We start from the raw sequence: 15,066 nt of genomic DNA, 5'->3' as shown, positions 1-15,066 counted from the left end.
GGGCCTTGAAGGGTGACAGCTTGAACAGGTCGCTGTTCTCGATCTGGGCGATCCGCTTGTCGAAGAGCCCTTCTTCGCGGAGCTGCTCGAAGATCTCCTCGAACGTCTTCTGGTAGCGGGCCCGGTCGAAGTAGTTGGCGTCGACCACTCCGGCGTTGCGGTTGAGGACCTGGAGCCCGCCGTCGCCCGAGAAGAGTCGGATCAGGTAGGACTCGAGGTCCAGGCACGCTGACTTGTTGAACTCGTCGTTCACCATGATTCGTACCGCGCGCAGACCAGACTTCGTGCCGGAGTCGAGGTGCTGGTGCATGCGCCCGAGTGCGTTCATGGACTCGCCGACGTAGACCTGGCGTTCGTTGTTCAGCGTGTAGACGACCGGCCAGCTGCGGTGCTTGTCCTCGGGGTCGTGCCATCCGTCGATCGATGCGCGGTCGAAGGCGAAGTGTTCGATGCGGGTGCCGAAGCCCTGTGGCCCGGCGGCATCGCTCGTGGAGGTGTCCTCGGCCATGTCCGCAGCGTAGGGCGTGGTCGCCCGGTGTTGCTCGCGCTGGTGTCAGGCCCAGAGCAACGCGACAACGACGACAGCCGTCTGGTCTGCGCCCGCCGCCGTAACGAGTGACTGGCCAACTGTGTTCGGCCTCATGCCGCCGCCTCGCGCGTCCTGACGCTGTCCGTCCACCGGGGAGACGTACCGTCACTGATGTGACAAGCCCCGCGCCGTCCGGCTCCCTCCAGCGACGCATCGGACTCGGCGACGCCGTCCTCATCGGCGTCGGCTCGATGCTCGGTGCGGGGGTCTTCGCCGTCTTCGCGCCTGCCGCGCGGGCTGCCGGAGCCGGGCTGATCATCGCGATCGTCCTCGCCGGGATCGTCGCGTACGCCAACGCCACGTCCACGGCCCAGCTCGCAGCGCAGCACCCCACCTCGGGTGGCGCCTACTTCTACGGCCGTGCCCACCTCGGGCCGCGGTGGGGGTTCCTCGCGGGGTGGGCGTTCCTGTTCGGCAAGACGGCGTCGTGCGCAGCGATGGCGCTGACGTTCGCGGCCTACGTCGCCCCCGGCGCTCTGCGGCCGGTCGCAGCGCTGGCCGTCGTCGTCCTCGTCGCCGTGAACCTGCGCGGGATCACGCGCACCGCCCAGGTGACGCGCGTGCTCGTGGCGATCACGGCCGCCGTCCTCCTCCTCGTGGTCGTCCTTGCCGCCGGCGGGCCGCCGCCGACGGCGCCGCGGTCGCCGAGCTGTGGGGCGACGTCTTCGCCGAGGGGATCTTCGGCATCCTCCAGGCCGCCGGCCTGATGTTCTTCGCCTTCGCCGGGTACGCGCGCATCGCGACGCTCGGCGAGGAGGTCCGCGACCCGCGCTCCACCATCCCGCGCGCCGTCGTCCTGTCCCTCGGCATCGTCCTGGCCGTCTACCTGGTCCTGGCCGTCATCGCGCTGCGCACCCTCGGTGTGGACGGGCTGGCCGAGTCCACCGCGCCGTTGTCGGACGTCGTCCGTGCAGCCGGTCATGGCGGCTGGGTCGCGGTCGTGGCCCTCGGGGCGTCCGCGGCGTGCCTGGGTGCGCTGCTCGGCCTCATCGCCGGTGTCGGACGCACGGCACTCGCCATGGCCAGGCACGGCGACCTCCCGAGCGCCCTCGCCGTCGTCCACCCGCAGCGATCCGTCCCGCAGCGCGCGGAGATCACCCTCGGGATCGTCCTCGTCGTGCTCGTGATCATGACCGACCTGCGCGCCGCGGTCGGAGTCTCGTCGTTCTGCGTGCTGGTCTACTACGCGATCGCGAACGCCTCGGCGCTGCGGCAGAGCGGGGAGTTCCGGCGGTACCCACGGTTCGTCGCCTGGACCGGGCTGGTCGGCTGCGTCGTGCTCGCGATCACCCTGCCGATCTCGGCCGTGATCGTCGGCGGCGCACTGCTCGCAGCAGCGCTCGCGGGACGCTGGGCGATCCTGCACGGGACCGACGCTCCCGAAGAACGTGACGAGATCCGGGGTTCCGATCACCGAGAACCTTAGGTTAGCCTTGCCACCATGACGGAGACCGTGCAGCAGGCCACCGAGGACTCGTTCGTCGCCCCGTCACGCATGTTCGACGTCGAGGTGCGACGCGTCACCCGCCTGTGCAGGTCGTTCGTGCGCATCACCTTCACCGGGGACGACCTCCACCTGTTCCGCGACAGCGGCCGCGACCAGCGCATCAAGTTCGTGCTCCCCGCGCCCGACGGCGGCTACGTCCACCTGGACCGCAGCCCCGACTGGTACCTCGCGTGGCGTGAGCAGCCCGAGGAACGCCGCAACCCGCTGCGCACCTACACGGTGCGTGCCGTGCGCCAGGACCGCAAGGAGATCGACGTCGACGTCGTGCTCCACGGCGACGGCGGCCCTGCGTCGCGCTGGGCGAACGCCGCCGTGCCCGGCACCCATCTCGTCATCTTCGGCCCCAACGCGCTGTACGACGGGCCGTCCGGCGGGCTCGAGTTCCGGCCCCCGGAGGCGAGCCACGCGCTGCTGCTCGCCGGTGACGAGACCGCCGTGCCCGCGATCGCCTCGATCTGCGAGTCCCTGCCCGACGACGCCGTGGGCGACGTGTTCCTCGAGGTCCCGACCTCCGACGACACCTGGACGCTCGACGTCCCCGCCGGCGTCAGCGTGACCTGGCTGCCGCGCGACGGCGCCGACCACGGCACCCACCTGATCCCGGCCGTCAGCCGCGCCGCGGACCGCCTGCTCGCGATGGGCGTGCGCCGGTCCGAGAGCGAGCCGGTGACCGGGGCGACGGCCGTCGAGACCGGCACCGCGCCGTCCGGCACGCTCGAGGACGTCGACGTCGACAAGACCCTCCTCTGGGAGGTGCCCGTCGACGAGACCGGAGCGCCTCTCGTCCAGGACACCGTCCTCTACGCGTGGCTCGCGGGGGAGGCAGGTGTCATCAAGACGCTGCGCCGCTACCTCGTGAGCGAGCTCGGCGTGGACCGCCGCGTCGTGGCCTTCATGGGCTACTGGCGCGCCGGCCGCGCCGAGTGCTGACACTGCCCGCCACCGGTCGCGGCCCCCGGCGCCGATAAGATCGGCGCCGTGCCAGCCCCTGACGACCGTCGCCCACGCCGCAGGACCGACGTCACGCGGACCGAGCTCGTCGGCGGTGTCGAGAAGCGGGACATCTACCTCGTCGACCACGACCCGGCATGGGCCGGCCGCTACGAGGACCACGCGAGCCGCATCCGCGGGGCCGTCGGCGACGGTGCGCTCGCGGTCGAGCACATCGGGTCCACCTCGGTCCCCGGGCTGGCCGCCAAACCCATCATCGACATCGTGGTGACCGTGCCCGACATCACGGCCGAGGAGGACTACCTCGACCCGCTGATCGGTGCCGGGTACGTCCTTCGCGTCCGTGAGCCCGGCCACCGGATGGTGCGGACCGCGGCACGCGACGTCCACGTCCACGTCCTGGAGGCCGACGACCCGGCCGCGGCGGACTACCTCCTCCTGCGCGACCACCTCCGGGTCGACGCGACCGACCGCGAGCTCTACGAGGCGACCAAGCGGGGCCTGGCGCAGCGGGACTGGCCGGACATGAACGCCTACGCCGACGCCAAGACCGCAGTGATCGAGGCGATCAAGCAGCGCGCACGGGAGCGGTCCGAGGGTCGCGAGACCGGCGGCCCGGGCGGGGCGGTCTGAGCTCGTTCGTCTGTGTCCGGTCGTCTGGACCGGCGGTCCACACCGGGTCGCCGGACCGGAGCGGACCGGTCGAGACCGACGGCCCGCCCGAGGGCTCAGCGGGGCGTCACCGGTCGACCGGGACCTTCACCGCGAGGTCCTCGATCACCTCGGCACCGGGCGCGGCCGCGAGCAGGTCGCCCGGCAGCAGGACCTTCGACCGTCGAACGCCGCTCCCGATCAGCGCGAGCGTCCCCGGCTCGGCGACCCGCGCGTCGACCAGCACCCGCCACACCGGCGGGACCCCGAGCGGCGTGATGCCGCCGTACTCCATGCCCGACTCCTCGACGGCTCTGTCCTGCGGCAGGAACGACGCCTTGCGGGCATCGAGCAGATGCCGGACACGGGTGTTCACGTCCGCTCGCGTCGTGGCGCGCACGACGACCGCCGCGACCCGTTCGTCACCACCGCGGCGCCCGGCCACGACGACGCAGTTCGCCGACACCTCGGGCGGCAGCGCGTGCACCCGGTTGAGGGTCTCGGTGTCGGCGTGCTCGGGGTCGATCTCCGCGACCGCGACCTGAGCGGCGACCCGCGGGTCGTCGTCCGCCCACCGCCGCAGGGCGGCGTGCACCGGTGCGGCGAGAAGGTCGGGCCGGTCGAGGGCCGGCAGCCAGTCCAGGGCGCCGAGGGTCGGCAGCCCGTCGGTCGTGCCGCCGGCCTGATCGCCGGTCCGGTCACCCGTGGCGGTGTCGGACGACGCCCGCCCGCTCGCCGTCATGCGTCACCCGTCGTCGCGGTCTCCGTGGCGCCCTCCGGCTCGGCCGGGAGGACGTAGGTGCCGGTGAGCGTGGCGCGGCCGATCGTGTGGAAGAGGGCGTTGAAGGCGACGGCCGTGGGTGTCGCCTCGGGGTCGAGGTCGAGCGTGTCCACGTCGAGGGCGTGCACCGCGAAGACGTACCGGTGCGGGCGGTCGCCGGGAGGGGGCGCCATGCCGGTGTAGCCGAGGCCGCCGGCGTCGTTGCGCACGTGGAACGCGCCGTCGGGCAACTCTTCGCCGTCCGGGTCGCCCGCCCCGGTGGGCAGGGACGTCGTCCCGACGGGGACGTCGACCACGGTCCAGTGCCAGTACCCGGCGGGCGTCGGTGCGTCCGGGTCGAAGCAGCTCACGACGAACGACCGGGTGCCGTCCGGGAACCCGGACCAGCCGAGCGCGGGGGACAGGCCGTCGCCGTCGGCGGCGAACGTGTCGCCGATCTCCTCGCCGTCGGTGACATCGGTGCTGGTGAGGGTGAACGACGGGGTGGGCGGGAGCTGCGTGTAGGGATCCGGGGGCACGGGGCGGTCGTCGATATCCATGCGTCCCATGGTGCCGAGAGCGTCCGACACACGCATTCGGTCGCCGCGGCGGCGGTGCTCGTGTGCTCCAGGGCGCGGTCGCAGGGAGGTGAAGGCCGGTTGACACGGGTGTCGGCGGGGGCGTGTACTAATGAGGTGTTCGAACAGGTGTTCGAACATGCTGCAGTCGGAGGCGTACGCATTCCGTCACCGGTCACCACCGGCAGCACGATCGCTGGGAGGGCACGTGATGAACGCGACGGGTGGCAGCGGGATCATCGACATCTCGCGCCCGGCCACCGCCGCTCCGGACACCGCCACCGCCACTACGGACACGGACGTACGGGACGTCGCGATGGATGGCAGGGAGATGGGCGGTGCAGCCGTCGGAGGCGCGGCGGTCGGAGGCGCGGCGGCACCGGACAAGGCAGCGCTCGCCCGAGCGGTGCTGCGCTCGGCGGAGCAGCGTGCCGGGGTCCGCCGCGAGGCCCCTGCGCCGGTCACGACCCTGGACCGGCTGCGGCGCGCGCCTGCGCTCCGCCGGGCGGTCGAGGTGCGCCAGTCCGAGGTGTCCCCGACCTCGGAGCGCTACTGGCCCGTCCACCCCGACCTGGCGTGCCTCCTGCCGCACGGGTCGCTTCAGCGCGGCACCGTCGTCGCCGTCCAGGGCTCCACCTCGCTCCTGCTGTCCCTCGTCGCCGAGGCCTCACGGGCCGGGGCCTGGACCGCGCTGCTGGGCCACGACCGGGTCGGGATGGTCGCTGCCGCAGACGCCGGGATCGTGCTCGAACGCACAGCTCTCGTCCCCGCCCCGGGCGCTGACGCCGCGGCCGCTGCGGCCGCCCTCGTCGACGGGGTCGACGTCGTGGTGCTCGGGCCCCAGGCGGCGATGACCGACGCGGACCGCCGACGCCTGACCGCGCGAGCACGTGAACGAGGGAGCCTGCTCGTGCCCGCCGGCCCGTGGCCCGGGGCGCACGTCGCCCTCGTGGCCGGGACCGGGCGCTGGAACACCCTCGACCACGGGGCCGGCTGGCTGCGCAGCCGCACGCTGCCGGTCGAACGCACCGGCCGCGCCGGTGCCGCCCGCGCCGAGCGGTTCGAGATCGACCTGCCGCTGCGACCCCTCGCCGACAGCCGTGCACCCGGTGCGGTGGCAGGTGCGCCCGGTGCGGTGGCAGGTGCGCCCGGCGCTGTCCACGACGTGCCCGGACCGGACCTGAGGCTCGTCGGATGAGCCCCGCCCGAACGGCCGAGACCGCCGCGCAGGACGCCACCGGCACCGGCACCGGCACCGGAACCGGCACAGCCGCACCCGCCGCCACCCGTACCGCAGTCCTGTGGGTCCCGGACTGGCCCGTGCTCGCCGGGATGACGGTCGGCGGGATCCCGGCGAGCGTGCCCGCCGCGATCCTCGGTGGGGCCGGGGGAGCGCAGGTGGTCGCCGCCTCCGCGACGGCCCGCGCCGCCGGGGTGCGCCGAGGCATGCGGCGACGCCGAGCCCAGGAGCTGTGCCCCGGGATCGAGATCCTCGCCCCCGACGAGGCACGCGACGCCCGGGAGTTCGAACCCGTCGTCGCTGCCGCAGAGACCGTGGTCGCCGGCCTCGAGATCGCTCGCCCCGGGCTCCTGTTCCTGCCAGCAGACGGCGCCAGCCGCTACCACGGATCGGAGGAGGCGCTCGCGGAGGCGCTGGTCACCCGGGTCGTCGAGCGCACCGGGTACGAGTCCCAGGTCGGGATCGCCGACGGCGTCCTGGCCGCGGTGCTCGCCGCCCGAGGAGAGCGCGTGGTGCCACCCGGAACCTCCGCCGCCTACCTCGCACCCCGACCTGTCGTCGACCTCGTGCACGCCGCCGCCGGCGGAAGCGTCGAGGTCCGAGCCGTCATCGACCTCGCCGACCTGCTCGGTCGCCTCGGCATCCGTGACCTCGGCGCGCTCCTGGCGCTGCCCGCCGCGGACGTCCACTCCCGCTTCGGCGACCTCGGCGTGTGGGCCCACCGGCTGGCCTCCGGCGCCGATCTGCGCCCGCCCGCGCAGCGACGCACCGAACCGGACGTCGGCGTCGCCGCAGAGCTCGACCCGCCCGCTGAGCGCGTCGACATCGCGGCGTTCGCCGCACGCAGGCTCGCCGAGGACCTCCACGACCAGCTCGTCCGGCGCTCCCTCGCCGCCGGACGACTGCGCATCGGCGCACGCACCGAGGCCGGTGACGACCTAGAACGGGTCTGGCGGTGCGGCGACGACGCGATGGGCGGACTCACCGCCGCACGCATCACCGAACGGGTCCGGTGGCAGCTCGAAGGATGGATGACGGCCTCGGCCGTCGAGCAGGGTCGCGTCGCACGCAGCCGGGCGCGGACGCGCCGCGGAGGAGGCCACGAAGGGAGTCGCGACACCAACGGCAGTCCCGACGGATACGGCACCCCCGACGGCTACCGCACCCACGACGCGCACGACCCCGCCCCCGACGACGACAGCGGCATCGGACGCATCGTCCACCTCTCGATCGACGCCGAGGAGGTCGTCGTCGCCGGCGCACAGCAGCCCCGACTCTGGGGAGCCTCCAGCGGCGAGGACCTGCGCGCCCGGCGCGCCCTCGGTCGCGTCCAAGGCCTGCTCGGCGGGGACGCCGTGCTCACCGTCAGCCTCCAGGGCGGCCGCGACGCCCGAGACCGCGTGCACCTCGTCCCGTTCGGCGAGCACGCCCCGCCCCCGCGAGACCCCGACCTGCCCTGGCCCGGCGCACTCCCGAGCCCCGCACCCGCCACGGTCCTCACCCCACCCGCCGACGTCAGGGTGCTCACCGCCGACGACCGCCCCGTCGTCGTCGACACCCGGCTGACCATGAACGCACCCCCCGCACAGGTCGTCCCCGGCCCCGACGGCACCCCCCGCACCGTCCACGGCTGGGCCGGCCCCTGGCCCGTCGCAGAACGCTGGTGGACACCCGCACCCCGACGACGCGTCTACCTCCAGGTCGTGCTCGACGACGGCTCCGGCCTGCTCCTCGCCGGCAGCCAGGGCGCCTGGGTCGTGGAGGCCATCTATGACTGACCCCCGCTACGCAGAGCTCCACGCCCACACCGCCTTCAGCTTCCTCGACGGCGCCTCCCACCCCGAGGAGCTCGCCGCCGAGGCCGCCCGCCTCGAGCTCTCGGCGCTCGCGGTCACGGACCACGACGGCCTCTACGGCGTGGTCCGGTTCGCCGAGGCCGCCCGGAAGGTCGGGCTGCCCACCGTGTTCGGCGCCGAGCTGCACCTGCCCTTCGTGCCGGGGGCCCCGCCGTCCGGGGCCCTCGGGTCGAGGTCCGGCGGGCGCGGGCACGCCGTGCACGCCTCGGGCGCGCCCGTGCTCGACCCGCCCACGGGGGTGCCCGACCCGCGCGCGACCCACCTGCTCGTCCTCGCGCGGGGGCCGCAGGGCTACCGCAACCTCGCGAGCGCGATCGGTACCGCCCACCTGGAGACCGGCCGCAAGGGCGCAGCGGCCTACCGGCTCGAGACGCTGGGGGAGCAGGCCGACGGCCAGTGGCTGGTCCTGACCGGCTGCCGCAAGGGGGCGGTCCGCCAGGCGCTGACCGGTGCGGCGGGTGGCGGTGCAGCGAGAGGGCGCGGCCGCAGCGGCGCAGGGAGCACGCCGTCCTACGACCTCGACGCCGCCCGGTACGAGCTGGACCGTCTCGTCGACGCGTTCGGCCGCGACAACGTGGCCGTCGAGATCACCGACGCCGGGGACCCGCGCGACGCCGACCTCTGCGACGCGCTCGCCGAGCTCGCCCAGCAGGCGAGGCTTCCCCTCGTCGCGACCGGGAACGTGCACTACGCGCGGCCGCGCGACGCGGATCTCGCCGGGGCGCTCTCCGCCGTCCGGGCGCGCTCGTCGCTCGACGCCATGGACGGCTGGCTGCCCGGAGCACCCACCGCGCACCTGCGCTCGGCGTCCGAGATGCTCGACCGGCACCGCCGGCACCCCCAGGCCGTCGCGACCGCAGCCGCGCTCGGCGACGAGTGCACGTTCGACCTGGCCCTCGTCGCGCCTGACCTCCCGCCCTACCCGGTGCCTCCAGGGCACGACGAGGCCTCGTGGCTGCGCGAGCTCACGTACCGCGGAGCGACCGAGCGCTACGGGCCGGCACCTGATCCCGGAACGATCGCTCCCGGAACCGGACAGACGCCGGGGGCGTGGGCGCAGATCGAGCACGAGCTGGAGGTCATCACGACGCTGAACTTCCCCGGCTACTTCCTGATCGTCTACGACCTCGTCGAGTTCTGTCGCGTGAACGGGATCCTGGCCCAGGGCCGCGGGTCCGCCGCGAACTCGGCCGTCTGCTACGCGCTGGGCATCACCGCGGTGGACGCCGTCGCGCACGGGCTGCTGTTCGAGCGGTTCCTCGCCCCGGAGCGCGACGGGCCGCCCGACATCGACGTCGACATCGAGTCGGGACGGCGCGAGGAGGTGATCCAGCACGTCTACGAGCGGTTCGGCCGCACGCACGCCGCCCAGGTCGCCAACGTGATCTCCTACCGGCCCCGCTCCGCGGTCCGCGACGCCGCCCGCGCCCTCGGTCACGACGTCGGTCAGCAGGACGCCTGGTCGAAGTCGATCGAGCGCTGGGGGTCGCTGCGCGGGCCCGACCCGACGAGCCCGGCCGCGGACCGGGCGGCGAAGGCTGCCGGTATCCGGGCCAAGGGTGCGACCCCTGCGCAGGGCGCGAGTCCTGCGACCGGCACCATCCCCTCGAAGACCGCGGTCAAGGACGCGCGCGTCGCCGCGCTCTGGGGTCCGTCGCCCGCGATCGAGGATCCTCTGGCCGGCGCCGACAGGACGATCGCGCGACAGTCGCGCCCGCACAGAGGTCACGACCTGGCTGTCCCCGTCCCCACGGCGGACGGCCACGACGTCGTCCCGACCCGCCGTCCGCCGTCCGCCGCCGAGGACGGCGAGATCCCCACCGAGGTCCTCGACCTCGCCGAGCGGTTCCTGCGACTGCCTCGCCACCTCGGCATCCACTCGGGCGGCATGGTCATGTGCGACCGCCCGGTGATCGAGGTCTGCCCGGTCGAGTGGGCCCGCATGGAGGGGCGCACGGTGCTGCAGTGGGACAAGGAGGACTGCGCGGACGCAGGGCTCGTGAAGTTCGACCTGCTCGGCCTCGGGATGCTCACCGCGATCCGGCTCGCGTTCACCTCGGCCGCCGAGCACGAGGGCGTCGCGCTCACCCTGCACGGGCTCCCGGACGAGGACCCGGCGGTGTACGACCTGCTCTGCGCCGCGGACACCGTCGGCGTGTTCCAGGTCGAGTCCCGGGCGCAGATGTCGACGCTGCCGCGACTCAGACCCCGCTGCTTCTACGACATCGTCATCGAGGTCGCCCTGATCCGGCCAGGCCCCATCCAGGGCGGGTCCGTCCACCCGTACATCGAGCGGCACGCCGGGCGCGAGCCGGTCACCTACCTGCACCCGCTGCTCGAGAAGTCGCTGTCCAAGACCCTGGGGGTCCCGCTGTTCCAGGAACAGCTCATGCAGATGGCGATCGACGTCGCGGGCTTCACGCCGTCCGAGGCGGACCAGCTGCGGCGGGCGATGGGTTCCAAGCGCTCGGTCGAGCGCATGGAGGCGCTCCGTGCGCGCCTCATGCAGGGCATGGCCGACAACGGGATCACCCCGGACGTCGGCGAGCAGATCTTCGACAAGCTCAAGGCGTTCGCGGACTTCGGGTTCCCCGAGTCGCACGCCTACTCGTTCGCCTACCTCGTCTACGCGAGCTGCTGGCTCAAGGTGCACCACCCCGCGGCCTTCCTCGCCGGCCTCCTGGCCGCGCAGCCCATGGGCTTCTACTCCCCGCAGTCCCTCGTCGCCGACGCCCGCCGCCACGGCGTCACCGTGCTGCGTCCCGACATCAACGCGTCCGAGGTGCTGGCAGGGGTCGAGCGACTCCCCGGTTCGACGGACCCGGCCCCTGGCTCGCGCCGACCCGCCCCGGCGGACGGCGCACCGCACCCCGACCTGACCCTCGCCGTCCGGATGGGGCTGTCGAGCGTGCGCGGTGTCGGGGAGCCCGTCGCCGAGCGGATCGTCGCGGCGCGTCGCCGGGCGGCGGACGGGACGGAGCTCCCCGACGGGGCTCCCGACCTGCCGTTCACCGGTTTGCGCGACCTCGTGCGGCGCGTCGACCTGAGCACGGCGCAGCTCGAGGCTCTCGCCACCGGAGGGGTTCTCGCGTCGCTCGGGGTGGATCGCCGCGAGGCGCTCTGGGCGGCAGGAGCGCTGGCGCAGGAGGGTCCCGACACCCTGCCCGGCGTGAGCGTCGGGGTCGAGGCCCCGACGCTGCCGGGCATGTCCGAGATCGAGTCCGCCGTCGCTGACGTCTGGGCCACGGGCGTCTCCACGGAGACCTACCCGACCCAGTTCGTCCGGGACGGGCTCGTGCGCGCCGGGGTCATCACGGTCTCCGAGTCGTTCACGCACGAGGAGGGGCGCCGCGTCGCGGTGGGCGGCGTCGTCACCCACCGCCAGCGGCCGGGCACGGCCGGGGGAGTGACGTTCCTCTCCCTGGAGGACGAGACCGGGATCCTCAACGTCATCTGCTCGCCAGGGCTGTGGCAGCGGTTCCGGCAGGTGGCACGTCGAGCCCCGGCGATGATCGTGCGGGGTCGGCTCGAGAAGGCGGACGGCGCGACGAACCTCGTCGCCGAGCACCTCGCGCCGCTCTCGTTGCAGGTCGCGACGACCTCCCGGAACTTCCGGTGAGCGCAGGGACTTTGCCGGCGTGTGCACTTCAAAAATAGTGTGCCAAGCACACGAACTCGCTCGTCGACGGTCAGGCCACCGACCGCACGGACCCGAACGCAGCCGCCACCGCCGCGGTGCGCGTCGACACCTCGAGCCGCTCGAACGCATGCTCCAGGTGTGTCCTCACCGTCGCCGCCGAGATGCCGAGAGCCGTGCCGATCTCGCGGTTGGGCAGACCGAGCTCGACCATGCGCAGGATCTCCCGCTGTCGCGCGGTCAAGAGGGGCCGGCACGGCTCCTGAGCGAGGGCGACCGCGCTCAGCAGACCCTCCAGGTGCGGCAGGAGCAGGCGCCAGAGGGTCAGGTCGCGATCGCCGAACGCCGAACCGGTCTCGCGACCGACGAGGATCCGTAGCGATCGGGAACCTCCCAGGGGTAGCCCAGGATCAGCTCGTCGACGTAGGGCAGGCACTCCTTGTGGACGGGGTGCTCGGCCCAGCGGCGCTCGGACACCCAGGACCGGAGGCTCGTCGCCACGGGCGCACCCGTGCGTTCGATCAGGCTGCACGAGCTCACCCACCAGTGGTCCCGGAGGACCTGGAGCCCCGGGTCGTCGTCGGCACCCCACGCCGCCAGACCGGCAGCGTCGAGCACGACCGCCTCGTCGCCGACGACCTCTTGGACGTGCTGATAGCTGAAGTCGCGAGCGTCCATCGCGTGGAACGCGGCGTCGTCGGCGTCGAAGAGCCGTTCGATGCAGCGCAGCAGCTCCTCGACCACAGCGGGCGACGGCGCAGTGCTGCGGGAGTCCGCGAGGTCGAGGATGTCGCGAAGTGAACCGATGTCGGTGGTCGACAACGTGAGGTCTGCCATGAGGCCCTCCGGGTCCGTCACTGACGAACATACGCCGATCCCGTCGACCCCGGAATACGACGATCGTCGTATAGCCCTCGTGGACGGGGCGGGCGAAGAGTGAGAGGCACGGTCGCCGACGCCTCGTCGGCGCTCTCGACAAGGAGCTCCGCCATGATCACTCCATCCGTATCGAGCCACCGACGCCACGTCCTGGCGATCGTCGCCGGCGCCGCCGCCCTGGCGGTCACCTGCTGGGCGGCCCCCGCCGCGCAGGCCTCGACGGACGACACCGGCGGCACCGGCGAGACGCCCATCACCGTCGAGGTCATCACCTCTCACGCTACGAACGCCGATGACACCGTCGTCGCGCACATCACAGTCGCCCCGGACGCGGCGTTTCCGTGGCACACCCACAACGGTCCGGTGGTGGTGGACGTCATCGACGGCGACATGGTCTACCAGCGGGCCTCGGACTGCGTGGAGAGGGGCTACCGCACCCACGACACCTTCGTGGATCCCGGCGACGAGATCCACACGGCGTGGAACACGGGCGAGGACCCGCTCGTGCTCGTGGCCACGTTCTACACCGTGCCCACGGGCGCCGCGCTGACGCTGCCGGTCGAGGACCCGCCCGCGTACTGCGACGTGCGCGACGCCGATCACCTGAACCCGGGTCGGCCTCGAGAGAGCGCGGAGCCGACCGTCGTCCGGGAGCGCGTCCACCCGCCCAACCGCAGCTGACGGTCCAAGCACTGCAGCAACACGAAGGCCCCGACGTTTCCGTCGGGGCCTTCGTGTTCGCTGTCTCGAACGAGTGTCCGGAGGGGGACTTGAACCCCCACGCCCGTTAAAGGGCACTAGCACCTCAAGCTAGCGCGTCTGCCATTCCGCCACCCGGACAGGTGACCCACAAGAACCTCTCGGCCTCGCGGTGCGGGTAGAAATCTAGCACGGGTTTCGGGTGAGGCGTGCATCGCCTGCGGGGGAGAGACTGGGATCACAGAGCAGGGCGACGAGCAGGGCGACGAGCAGATCGACGAGCATGATGAGGACGCGCCGGCGCCCGTGAGCGAGCTGGCCGAGGGCGCACAGCATGAGCGTGAGCTCGGGCGAGAATCGCCGAGAACACAGCACGACGGGCACGACCGACGAGCAGGAGGGGGACCCATGGCGAGGAGCGACTCCGGGACGCCGCGCCGCGTCGCGGGGACCACCGCGCGACGCGAGGGGCAGGACGGCGGAGGGACGGCGTCCGACGTCGAGGCGCTGCCGCCGGTGTGGCTGCGCCGGTCTGCGGGCTGGGCCTGGCGGTTGCTGATCGTGGGTGCGGCGATCGTCCTGGTGTTCCTCGGGATGGCGCGCATCCAGCTCGTGTTCACCGCCGTGTTCCTGGCCCTCGTCATGACCGCGGTCACCCGGCCGCTGACCGAGCTCTTCGCTCGGGTGATGCACCGGGGGATCGCGACAGCCCTCTCGATGCTCGCCGGGTTCGCGCTGTTCTTCGGTCTCCTCACGTACGTCGTGAGCTCGGTGGCCGGTCAGTGGTCGGAGCTGAGCAAGGAGTTCGGGGCCGGCATCGACAAGATCCTCGACTACCTGGAGAACGGCCCGCTCCCGGTCAACGTGACGTCCGGCCAGCTCCAGGACTGGATCCAGAACGGTCAGCAGTGGGTGGCGGAGCACGGCGGCGACATCGCGAGCCAGGCCGCGGCCAGCGCCGGCTCGATCGTCGAGGGGTTCGCGGCCGTCGCGCTGGCGATCTTCTGCACCGTCTTCTTCCTGGCCTCGGGCGCCCGCATGTGGTCGTGGTTCCTCGAGCAGCTCCCCGGCAAGGACCGCGGCACCTGGCAGGCGACGGGTGAGGTCGGCTGGTACACGTTCTCGGGCTACGCCCGGGGCACCGTGCTGGTCGCACTGGCGGACGGGATCCTCGCCGGGATCTTCCTCGCGATCCTGGGTGTCCCGCTGGCCGCGCCGCTCGCCGTCCTCATCTTCATCGGTGCGTTCATCCCGCTCATCGGCGCACCGCTCGCGATGATCGTCGCCATGGTGGTCGCCCTCGCCGCCGACGGCCTGGTCATCGCCGCCGTGGTGGGTGTGGGGATCGCCGCGATCGGCCAGCTCGAGGGCCACGTGCTGCAACCGCTCATCATGGGCAAGCAGGTCTCGCTCCACCCGCTCGTCGTCGGGCTCGCGGTCACCACGGGGACGATTCTCGGCGGGATCCTCGGTGCCGTCGTCGCGGTCCCGCTGCTGGCCGTGGCGTGGGCAGTCTTCCGCGTCCTGCGCGGCGCGGGAGACCGTGGGGAGGAGGACGACGAGCCGGGAACCCTGGGAGCGGGCGATGGTGCCGGCCCCGGTACGGGTCCTGGTACGGGCCCTGGAACTGGCCCTGAGACGAGCTCCGAACTGTCGTCGGCGTCGGACGGCGCAGCGCGTCCTGAGGACGGCTCGTCGCCTGCCGCTCCGGCCGTGTAG

Annotated in this window: 13 protein-coding genes and 1 tRNA gene; 9 read left to right on the top strand and 5 right to left on the bottom strand. The window is 73.0% G+C overall.

Going from position 1 to position 15,066, the window contains the following annotated elements; all coding sequences use genetic code 11:
• Positions 1–702: 702 nt before the first annotated feature.
• The 4 genes from QUE47_RS14580 to QUE47_RS14565 are packed head-to-tail and all read left to right on the top strand — an operon-like array spanning position 703 to position 3,680.
• Positions 703–1,296: an APC family permease gene (locus tag QUE47_RS14580; RefSeq protein WP_286217878.1), complete on the top strand. Its 594-nt coding sequence runs from the start codon at positions 703–705 to the stop codon at positions 1,294–1,296.
• Positions 1,296–2,015 carry an APC family permease gene (locus QUE47_RS14575; RefSeq protein ID WP_286217877.1) on the top strand — a complete coding sequence of 240 codons (720 nt, stop codon included), beginning with the start codon at positions 1,296–1,298 and terminating at the stop codon, positions 2,013–2,015. The genes QUE47_RS14580 and QUE47_RS14575 overlap by 1 nt, the downstream gene beginning before the upstream one ends.
• A 15-nt stretch (positions 2,016–2,030) precedes the next feature.
• On the top strand, positions 2,031–3,026 hold the full coding sequence (locus QUE47_RS14570) for a siderophore-interacting protein (RefSeq protein WP_286217876.1): 996 nt from the start codon (positions 2,031–2,033) through the stop codon (positions 3,024–3,026).
• 48 nt (positions 3,027–3,074) lie between these two features.
• On the top strand, positions 3,075–3,680 hold the full coding sequence (locus tag QUE47_RS14565) for a GrpB family protein (protein WP_286217875.1): 606 nt from the start codon (positions 3,075–3,077) through the stop codon (positions 3,678–3,680).
• Between the two features lie 106 nt (positions 3,681–3,786).
• Here QUE47_RS14565 and QUE47_RS14560 read toward each other — a convergent pair whose 3' ends face one another.
• Together QUE47_RS14560 and QUE47_RS14555 are read right to left on the bottom strand one after the other, a co-directional pair.
• Positions 3,787–4,440 (bottom strand): YbaK/EbsC family protein, encoded by a 654-nt coding sequence (locus QUE47_RS14560; RefSeq protein WP_286217874.1) that lies wholly within the window; start codon positions 4,438–4,440, stop codon positions 3,787–3,789.
• The gene (locus QUE47_RS14555; protein ID WP_286217873.1) at positions 4,437–5,018 is read right to left on the bottom strand and encodes a YbhB/YbcL family Raf kinase inhibitor-like protein; all 582 of its coding nucleotides are present in this window, start codon (positions 5,016–5,018) and stop codon (positions 4,437–4,439) included. The genes QUE47_RS14560 and QUE47_RS14555 overlap by 4 nt, the downstream gene beginning before the upstream one ends.
• A 229-nt stretch (positions 5,019–5,247) precedes the next feature.
• Here QUE47_RS14555 and imuA' point away from each other — a divergent pair, with 229 nt between their 5' ends.
• The 3 genes from imuA' to QUE47_RS14540 are packed head-to-tail and all read left to right on the top strand — an operon-like array spanning position 5,248 to position 11,751.
• On the top strand, positions 5,248–6,234 hold the full coding sequence (gene imuA', locus QUE47_RS14550; RefSeq protein ID WP_286217872.1) for a DnaE2-dependent mutagenesis accessory factor ImuA': 987 nt from the start codon (positions 5,248–5,250) through the stop codon (positions 6,232–6,234).
• Positions 6,231–8,054, top strand: coding sequence for a DNA polymerase Y family protein (locus QUE47_RS14545; protein ID WP_286217871.1), 1,824 nt, complete (start codon positions 6,231–6,233; stop codon positions 8,052–8,054). Before imuA' ends, QUE47_RS14545 begins: the two co-directional genes overlap by 4 nt.
• A complete protein-coding gene (locus QUE47_RS14540; protein ID WP_286217870.1) occupies positions 8,047–11,751 on the top strand; it encodes an error-prone DNA polymerase in 3,705 nt (1,234 codons plus the stop codon). Before QUE47_RS14545 ends, QUE47_RS14540 begins: the two co-directional genes overlap by 8 nt.
• A 70-nt stretch (positions 11,752–11,821) precedes the next feature.
• On the opposite strand, the gene QUE47_RS14535 is transcribed toward QUE47_RS14540, so the two are convergent.
• Entirely contained in the window at positions 11,822–11,983 is a 162-nt protein-coding gene (locus QUE47_RS14535) for a LuxR C-terminal-related transcriptional regulator (protein ID WP_286217868.1), read from the bottom strand.
• A gap of 110 nt (positions 11,984–12,093) precedes the next feature.
• On the bottom strand, positions 12,094–12,606 hold the full coding sequence (locus QUE47_RS14530) for a hypothetical protein (protein WP_286217867.1): 513 nt from the start codon (positions 12,604–12,606) through the stop codon (positions 12,094–12,096).
• A 153-nt stretch (positions 12,607–12,759) separates the two neighbouring features.
• On the opposite strand from QUE47_RS14530, the gene QUE47_RS14525 reads away from it, so the two are divergent.
• Positions 12,760–13,329, top strand: coding sequence for a cupin domain-containing protein (locus QUE47_RS14525; protein ID WP_286217866.1), 570 nt, complete (start codon positions 12,760–12,762; stop codon positions 13,327–13,329).
• Between the two features lie 74 nt (positions 13,330–13,403).
• Here QUE47_RS14525 and QUE47_RS14520 read toward each other — a convergent pair.
• Positions 13,404–13,488 (bottom strand) — tRNA-Leu (locus tag QUE47_RS14520).
• A gap of 267 nt (positions 13,489–13,755) precedes the next feature.
• Between QUE47_RS14520 and QUE47_RS14515 the strand changes: the two genes are divergently transcribed.
• Complete coding sequence (locus QUE47_RS14515; RefSeq protein ID WP_286217865.1) at positions 13,756–15,066, top strand: AI-2E family transporter; 1,311 nt, start codon at positions 13,756–13,758, stop codon at positions 15,064–15,066.

Source organism: Paraoerskovia sediminicola (assembly GCF_030296575.1).
Classification (GTDB): domain Bacteria; phylum Actinomycetota; class Actinomycetes; order Actinomycetales; family Cellulomonadaceae; genus Paraoerskovia; species Paraoerskovia sediminicola.
This window is presented reverse-complemented; position numbering and strand designations above follow the sequence as displayed.

Bases quoted from the DNA above. Each gene is read 5' to 3' on its own strand.
- QUE47_RS14575 (WP_286217877.1), top strand. From the start codon at position 1,296: ATGTTCTTCGCCTTCGCCGGGTACGCGCGCATCGCGACGCTCGGCGAG.
- QUE47_RS14570 (WP_286217876.1), top strand. From the start codon at position 2,031: ATGACGGAGACCGTGCAGCAGGCCACCGAGGACTCGTTCGTCGCCCCG.
- QUE47_RS14560 (WP_286217874.1), bottom strand. From the start codon at position 4,440: ATGACGGCGAGCGGGCGGGCGTCGTCCGACACCGCCACGGGTGACCGG.
- QUE47_RS14555 (WP_286217873.1), bottom strand. From the start codon at position 5,018: ATGGATATCGACGACCGCCCCGTGCCCCCGGATCCCTACACGCAGCTC.
- imuA' (WP_286217872.1), top strand. From the start codon at position 5,248: ATGAACGCGACGGGTGGCAGCGGGATCATCGACATCTCGCGCCCGGCC.
- QUE47_RS14545 (WP_286217871.1), top strand. From the start codon at position 6,231: ATGAGCCCCGCCCGAACGGCCGAGACCGCCGCGCAGGACGCCACCGGC.
- QUE47_RS14540 (WP_286217870.1), top strand. From the start codon at position 8,047: ATGACTGACCCCCGCTACGCAGAGCTCCACGCCCACACCGCCTTCAGC.
- QUE47_RS14535 (WP_286217868.1), bottom strand. From the start codon at position 11,983: ATGGTCGAGCTCGGTCTGCCCAACCGCGAGATCGGCACGGCTCTCGGC.
- QUE47_RS14530 (WP_286217867.1), bottom strand. From the start codon at position 12,606: ATGGCAGACCTCACGTTGTCGACCACCGACATCGGTTCACTTCGCGAC.
- QUE47_RS14525 (WP_286217866.1), top strand. From the start codon at position 12,760: ATGATCACTCCATCCGTATCGAGCCACCGACGCCACGTCCTGGCGATC.
- QUE47_RS14515 (WP_286217865.1), top strand. From the start codon at position 13,756: ATGGCGAGGAGCGACTCCGGGACGCCGCGCCGCGTCGCGGGGACCACC.